We start from the raw sequence: 5657 nt of genomic DNA on the forward strand, positions 1-5657 counted from the left end.
CCCTACAAGCCAATGGTGTAGCTCACAAAATCGTCGCTACGCAACCGCATTGGATTGGGCGTGTTTATGGCTGAATGGTAAACAGGCCTTAACCAAACTTGCGAATGAAATCATCATGTTATGGCCAATTGTAAATAGCCTCTAGAGGCTGTTTGCCATTCAGTCCGCCATAGGGTGCGCCTCGGCGCACCGTTGTACGACATCAAAAACTACCCAAAACCTGCCCGGACGGCAGGTTTTTTACCGTCTTCACCGCTTCGCGCAGGAAAACCGCGCCACATCGGGTATCCTTGCCCGCCCCAACCCCAATCCCGGAGACTCTTATGCCCGCCAATACCCTCGAAGTCGCCCTTGCCGCCACCCCGGCGCGCCACTACCCCATCCACATCGGCCACGGCCTGCTCGCCGACGCCGCACTCATCGCCCAAAGCGCACCGCAGCGGCAAATCTGCATCGTCACTAACGACGCCGTCGCCACGCATTACCTCGCCCCGCTCGAAGCGGCGCTTGCGGGTAAAGAGCGCATCACCGTCCGCTTGCCTGATGGAGAGACCCACAAAACGCTCGCCACTTGGGCGGGCATCCTCGACGCGCTGGTCGAAGCGCGCTACGACCGCGATTGCCTCGTCATCGCCCTCGGTGGCGGCATCGTTGGCGACATCGCCGGATTCGCCGCCGCCAGTTACCAGCGCGGCGTCGCCTGCCTGCAAATCCCGACCACCCTGTTGGCGCAGGTGGATTCCTCCGTCGGCGGCAAAACCGGGGTGAACCACCCGCAGGGTAAAAACCTCATCGGCGCCTTCCACCAGCCGCAGGCGGTCATAATCGACACCGCGACGCTCGCCACCCTGCCGCCGCGCGAGTTCGCAGCGGGCATGGCAGAAGTTATCAAATATGGCCTGATTAACAGCGCCGATTTCTTCACCTGGCTGGAAAACCACTGCGCCGCCATTGCCGCGCACGACCCGGCGACGCTGCAAACGATGATTGCCCGCTGCTGCGCCGCCAAAGCGGCCATTGTCGCCGCCGACGAGCGCGAAAGCGGCCAGCGCGCGCTGCTCAATTTCGGTCACACCTTCGGCCACGCGCTGGAAGCGCTCACTGCCTACCGGCGCTGGAAACACGGCGAATGCGTCGCCATCGGCAGCGTTATCGCCTGCCGCCTCGCCGCCCGCCTGGGACGTATCAGCGACGCCGACGCCGACCGCGCCGCTGCCCTCTTTGCCGCATTTAATCTTCCGACCACCGTCCCGGCAGACCTCAGCACCGCCGCCATTCGCGACAAAATGCAGCTTGACAAAAAAACACGCGGCGGCCAACTGCGCCTCGTGCTGCCGCAGCGCTTCTGCGACAGCGGCATTGATCGCAACATCCAGGAAGCCGACATCGCGGCGGCGATAGACGCCTGCCGGGCATGAGCGCCCTGCCCCATTTGATGCAGCCCGACTGGAACGACGTCCACCATTTCACCGTGCTGGTAGAGCGGGAAACGCTCACCGCCGCCGCAGAAGCGCTGAACGTACAGCACAGTACCGTGTCGCGCCGCATCGAGCGATTGGAGCAAACGCTGGGGTTGCGCCTGTTTGACCGCATCGGCAAACGCTATCTCTTGACCGAAGACGGCGCCCGCCTCTACCAGCACGCGCGCGGCCTCGCCACCGATATGCAGCAACTGGGACGCATCGCGCGCGAGACGGTGCAGGCGATGAGCAAAGTGATTGTCAGCGCGCCACCGCTGATTGCCAAAGGACTGCTGATGCCACATTTCGCGGAATTTCGCCGCCGCCAGCCGCGCATCTGTCTCACCCTGCACAGCGAGGTGCAACTGAGCAATCTGCACCGGCGCCAGGCGGATATTGCGCTGCGCCTGGTTCGCCCCGCACAAAACGACCTCGTCGCCCGCCGCCTGCGCCCGATACATTACCGTCTTTACGCGCACCGTGATTACCTGCGCCATACCGCCCGCGCCGACTGGAGTTTCCTCACCCTGGATCCCGTCGGTGCGCACGGCCTGTGGCTCGCCGAGACCCTGGCGCAGGAGCAAACCGCTTTCATCTGCAACGATTTCGGCCTTATCCGCGACGCGGTGGCACAACAATGCGGCATCGGCCTCCTGCCTGATTTTTGCGTCCGCCGCGAAGACCCGTTCTGCCAGGTCACACTGGGCGATGCGCCGACTGAATTTGCCGCCACGCTCTATCTCGTGCTGCACGAAGGGCTGCGCCATGCGACAAACATCCGCGCCGTCGCCGATTTCCTCGTGGAAAAACTGGAAGAAAAAACAAAATGAAGGGCGAACAGCAGCACGCGCCAAACAGAGCGTAGCCCCGTCTGGCATTGCCGTATAACCAATTGAACAAAACGCGGGCGACGGTATAAACTGCCGCCCTTTACCCGCCCCCGGAACTGCCATGTTTCTCCTCCTGTCCAACGACGACGGCTACCTCTCGCCCGGCTTGCGCCAACTGGCCGATGCGCTCGCCAGCGAAGCGACACGCATCGCCGTCATCGCCCCCGACCGCGATTGCAGCGGCGCGAGCCACTCGCTCACCCTCAAACGCCCGCTATCCGTCACCGACCACGGCGCGGGTATCTGGAGCGTGGACGGCACCCCGTCGGACTGCGTTCACCTCGCGCTTACCGGCTACCTCGACACCCTGCCCGACATGATCATCTCCGGCATCAACCACGGCGCCAACATGGGCGAAGACGTCCTCTACTCCGGCACCGTCGCCGCCGCCTTTGAAGGACACAACCTCGGCCTGCCCGCCATCGCCGTCTCCAGCACCGCGCACCACCCGCAACACTTCGACAGCGCCGTCAAAACCGTCATCGACCTCTACCGCCACCTCACCGCGAATCCCTTGCCGCGCAACACCTTCCTCAACATCAACATCCCCGACCTGCCCTACAAAAACCTCAAAGGCTACCGCGCCACCGTCCTCGGCGCGCGCCACCCTGCGGGTCCCCTGCAAGAAACCAAAAACCCGCGCGGCAAAACCCAATTTTGGATCGGCTCGGCGGGCAGCCGCGTCGAAGGCAACGAACAAACCGACTTTCACGCCGTCGAAAACGGCTACATCTCCGTCACTCCGCTCCAGTTCGACCTCACCGCCCACCGCGAACTGCCCGACCTCGCCGCCTGGCTGGAGCACAGCCGATGAAACACGCCCTGCCGCTCACCCTCTGCGCCCTCATCCTTGCCGCGTGCAGCAGCGGCTACCGCGCGCCCACCGCTACCCAACTGCACGGCCAGCGCGGCGCACTGCGCCCCGGCGGCGACTACACCGTCCGCCCCGGCGACACCCTCTTCGGCATCGCCTGGCGTTACGGCCTTGACATCCAGGAACTGGCGAACTGGAACAGCATCAGCGACCCCAACCACATCCTCGTCGGCCAACGCCTGCACACCACCCCGCCGCGCGGCGTTGCGCTCCGCCCCGTTCACATCCCGCAAATCAGCAGCAACGGCCAACCCGGCTGGAGCTGGCCGACCCGTGGCCGCGTCATCAGCGAATACAACGCCAACAGCCCCGGCGGCAAAAACCTCAAAATCGGCGGCAGCCTCGGCCAACCCGTCAACGCCGCCGCAGACGGCGAAGTCGCCTATGTTGGCAGCGGCCTCACCGGCCTCGGACGCGCCGTCGTTATCCGCCACGGCAACGTCTTCGCCGCCTACGCCTACCTCGACAACATCCGCGTCAAAGAAAAACAACACGTCCAGCGCGGCCAACAAATCGCCAGCATGGGCATCGGCCCGCAAAACACCCCGGCGCTCTACTTTGAAACCCGCCAGGGCAGCCAGACCGCCAACCCCTACAGCTACATCGGCACCACCCCGCGCTACTGAACCCGCATGAACTACCAGCACCACACCCACCACAGCGAAGAAACCTACCACCACTTCTTCCGCGTGCGCCGCTACACCGTCAGCTACGAAAGCTTCCGTGGCGGCATGATCGAACACGTCGAACGCGAATGCCTTGGCGGCAGCCACCACGTCGTCGCCGCCCTGCCCTACGACCCCGAACGCGGCCGCATCATCCTCGTCGAACAATACCGCATCGGCGCGATGGTCGCGGGCGAAAACCCCTGGCAATACGAAATCGTCGCCGGCTTCATGGACGCGGACGACCCCTCGCCCGAAGCCAGCATCCAGCGCGAACTCGAAGAAGAAATCGGCACCCGCGCCCGCCGCCTCGAACACATCCACACCTACCTCGGCAGCCCTGGCGGCAGCGCAGGCCGTACCCACCTCTACCTTGCCGAAATCGACAGCAGCCAAATCACCCCCTACACCGGCCTCCTTGACGAAGGCGAAGACATCGCCGTCCACAGCCTGCCTTACACAACCGCCCTCGACTGGCTCGCCCAGGGCAAACTCGACAACGCCAACACCCTCATCGCCATGCAGGCCTTCCTCCTGCGCCACCCCCAATAACCACACGAGGCATCCACAGCATGAACCCCAAAACCACCCTGCGCGGCATCCTCCTCGCCGCCCTCCTCGCCGCCGCCCTGCCCGTCGCCCACAGCGCTCCGGCCAAAACCGCCGCCAAACCGGCAGCAACCAAACCGGCCACCAACAAAACCGCCGCAACAAAACCCGCGACCAACAAAACCCCCGCCAAACCCGCCCCGGCCAAAGCGGCACCAGCCAAAACCACGACCAAAACCACTGCGGCCAAAACCGCTGCCAAACCGGCTGCTCCCGGCAAAACCGCCGCCAAAGCGGACAACAACCCCAAAAAAACCGCGAAAACCACCGCGGCCACCAACAAACCCGCCGCCAAAAACGACAAAACCAAAGACACCAGCAAAACCGCGACAGCCAAAAACGACAAAACCAAAAACACCGCCAAAACCACGACAGCCAAAAACGACAAAAGCAAAGACACCGCCAAAACCGCGACAACCAAAACCGACAAACCCGCCGCCAAAAACAACCCCTGCGGCGACCAGCGCCTGGCCGCCTTGAGCGCCGCGCGCGAAGGCAAACTGGACGCCCTCAAAAAATACCACGACCAAAAATGCCCCTTTAACATCACCGACACCAGCGGCCTCACCCCCTACGACCTGGCCACCCTGAACGGCCACAAAAACATCACCGACTGGCTCATCCAAAACAAACACGCCAAAAAAGACCAGCACAGCAGCGCCTACACCAAAACCCTGCAAACCAGCCTGAACTTCCTCGGCTACAACGCCGGCCCCGCCAACGGCAAAACCACCGCCGCCACCACGGCCGCCATCAAGGCCTACCAAAAAGCCAACGGCCTTGCGACCACCGGCAAAACCGACCCCAGCTGGCTACCCGGCCTGAACACCCAAATCAACAAAAAACTCCAACAAAAACTGCGCGCCGAAGGCTACGACACCGGCGGCAGCAAAGGCATCATCGGCGCCAAAAGCCAAAACGCCATCCAGGAATACCGGAAAAAACACAAACTGGGTACCAACGACAACCCGCAAGACAGCCAACTCCTTGCCCAACTCATGAACGGCGACAAAGCCGCAGCCAAAAACGACAAAACCAAAGAAACCGCCGCCGCCAAACGCCCGCCGGCCAGCATCGCCGCGCCCGACCTCGACCGCCGCGACGCCGAACAACGCGCGACCGAAGCCGCCGAACAACAACAAGCCGAAGCCATCGCCCG

At 63.2% G+C, this 5657-nt stretch carries 6 protein-coding genes; all 6 read left to right on the forward strand.

The features are described 5' to 3' along the window. The first annotated feature begins 323 nt into the window (after positions 1-323). Positions 324-1418: a 3-dehydroquinate synthase gene (gene aroB / locus Q0349_RS11365; RefSeq protein ID WP_298081083.1), complete on the forward strand. Its 1095-nt coding sequence runs from the start codon at positions 324-326 to the stop codon at positions 1416-1418. Then, a complete protein-coding gene (locus Q0349_RS11370; RefSeq protein WP_298081085.1) occupies positions 1415-2290 on the forward strand; it encodes a LysR family transcriptional regulator in 876 nt (291 codons plus the stop codon). Before aroB ends, Q0349_RS11370 begins: the two co-directional genes overlap by 4 nt. 121 nt (positions 2291-2411) lie before the next feature. Further along, the gene (surE, locus tag Q0349_RS11375; protein ID WP_298081086.1) at positions 2412-3164 is read left to right on the forward strand and encodes a 5'/3'-nucleotidase SurE; all 753 of its coding nucleotides are present in this window, start codon (positions 2412-2414) and stop codon (positions 3162-3164) included. Next, positions 3161-3850, forward strand: coding sequence for a peptidoglycan DD-metalloendopeptidase family protein (locus Q0349_RS11380; protein ID WP_298081087.1), 690 nt, complete (start codon positions 3161-3163; stop codon positions 3848-3850). The genes surE and Q0349_RS11380 overlap by 4 nt, the downstream gene beginning before the upstream one ends. Before the next feature lie 6 nt (positions 3851-3856). Continuing rightward, on the forward strand, positions 3857-4441 hold the full coding sequence (locus Q0349_RS11385; RefSeq protein WP_298081088.1) for an NUDIX domain-containing protein: 585 nt from the start codon (positions 3857-3859) through the stop codon (positions 4439-4441). 20 nt (positions 4442-4461) lie between these two features. Next, positions 4462-5657 (forward strand): peptidoglycan-binding protein (locus tag Q0349_RS11390; RefSeq protein WP_298081090.1); only part of this gene is annotated, 1196 nt, incomplete at its 3' end.

The sequence above is a fragment of the uncultured Cardiobacterium sp. genome, from assembly GCF_938028185.1.
Taxonomy (GTDB): Bacteria; Pseudomonadota; Gammaproteobacteria; order Cardiobacteriales; family Cardiobacteriaceae; genus Cardiobacterium.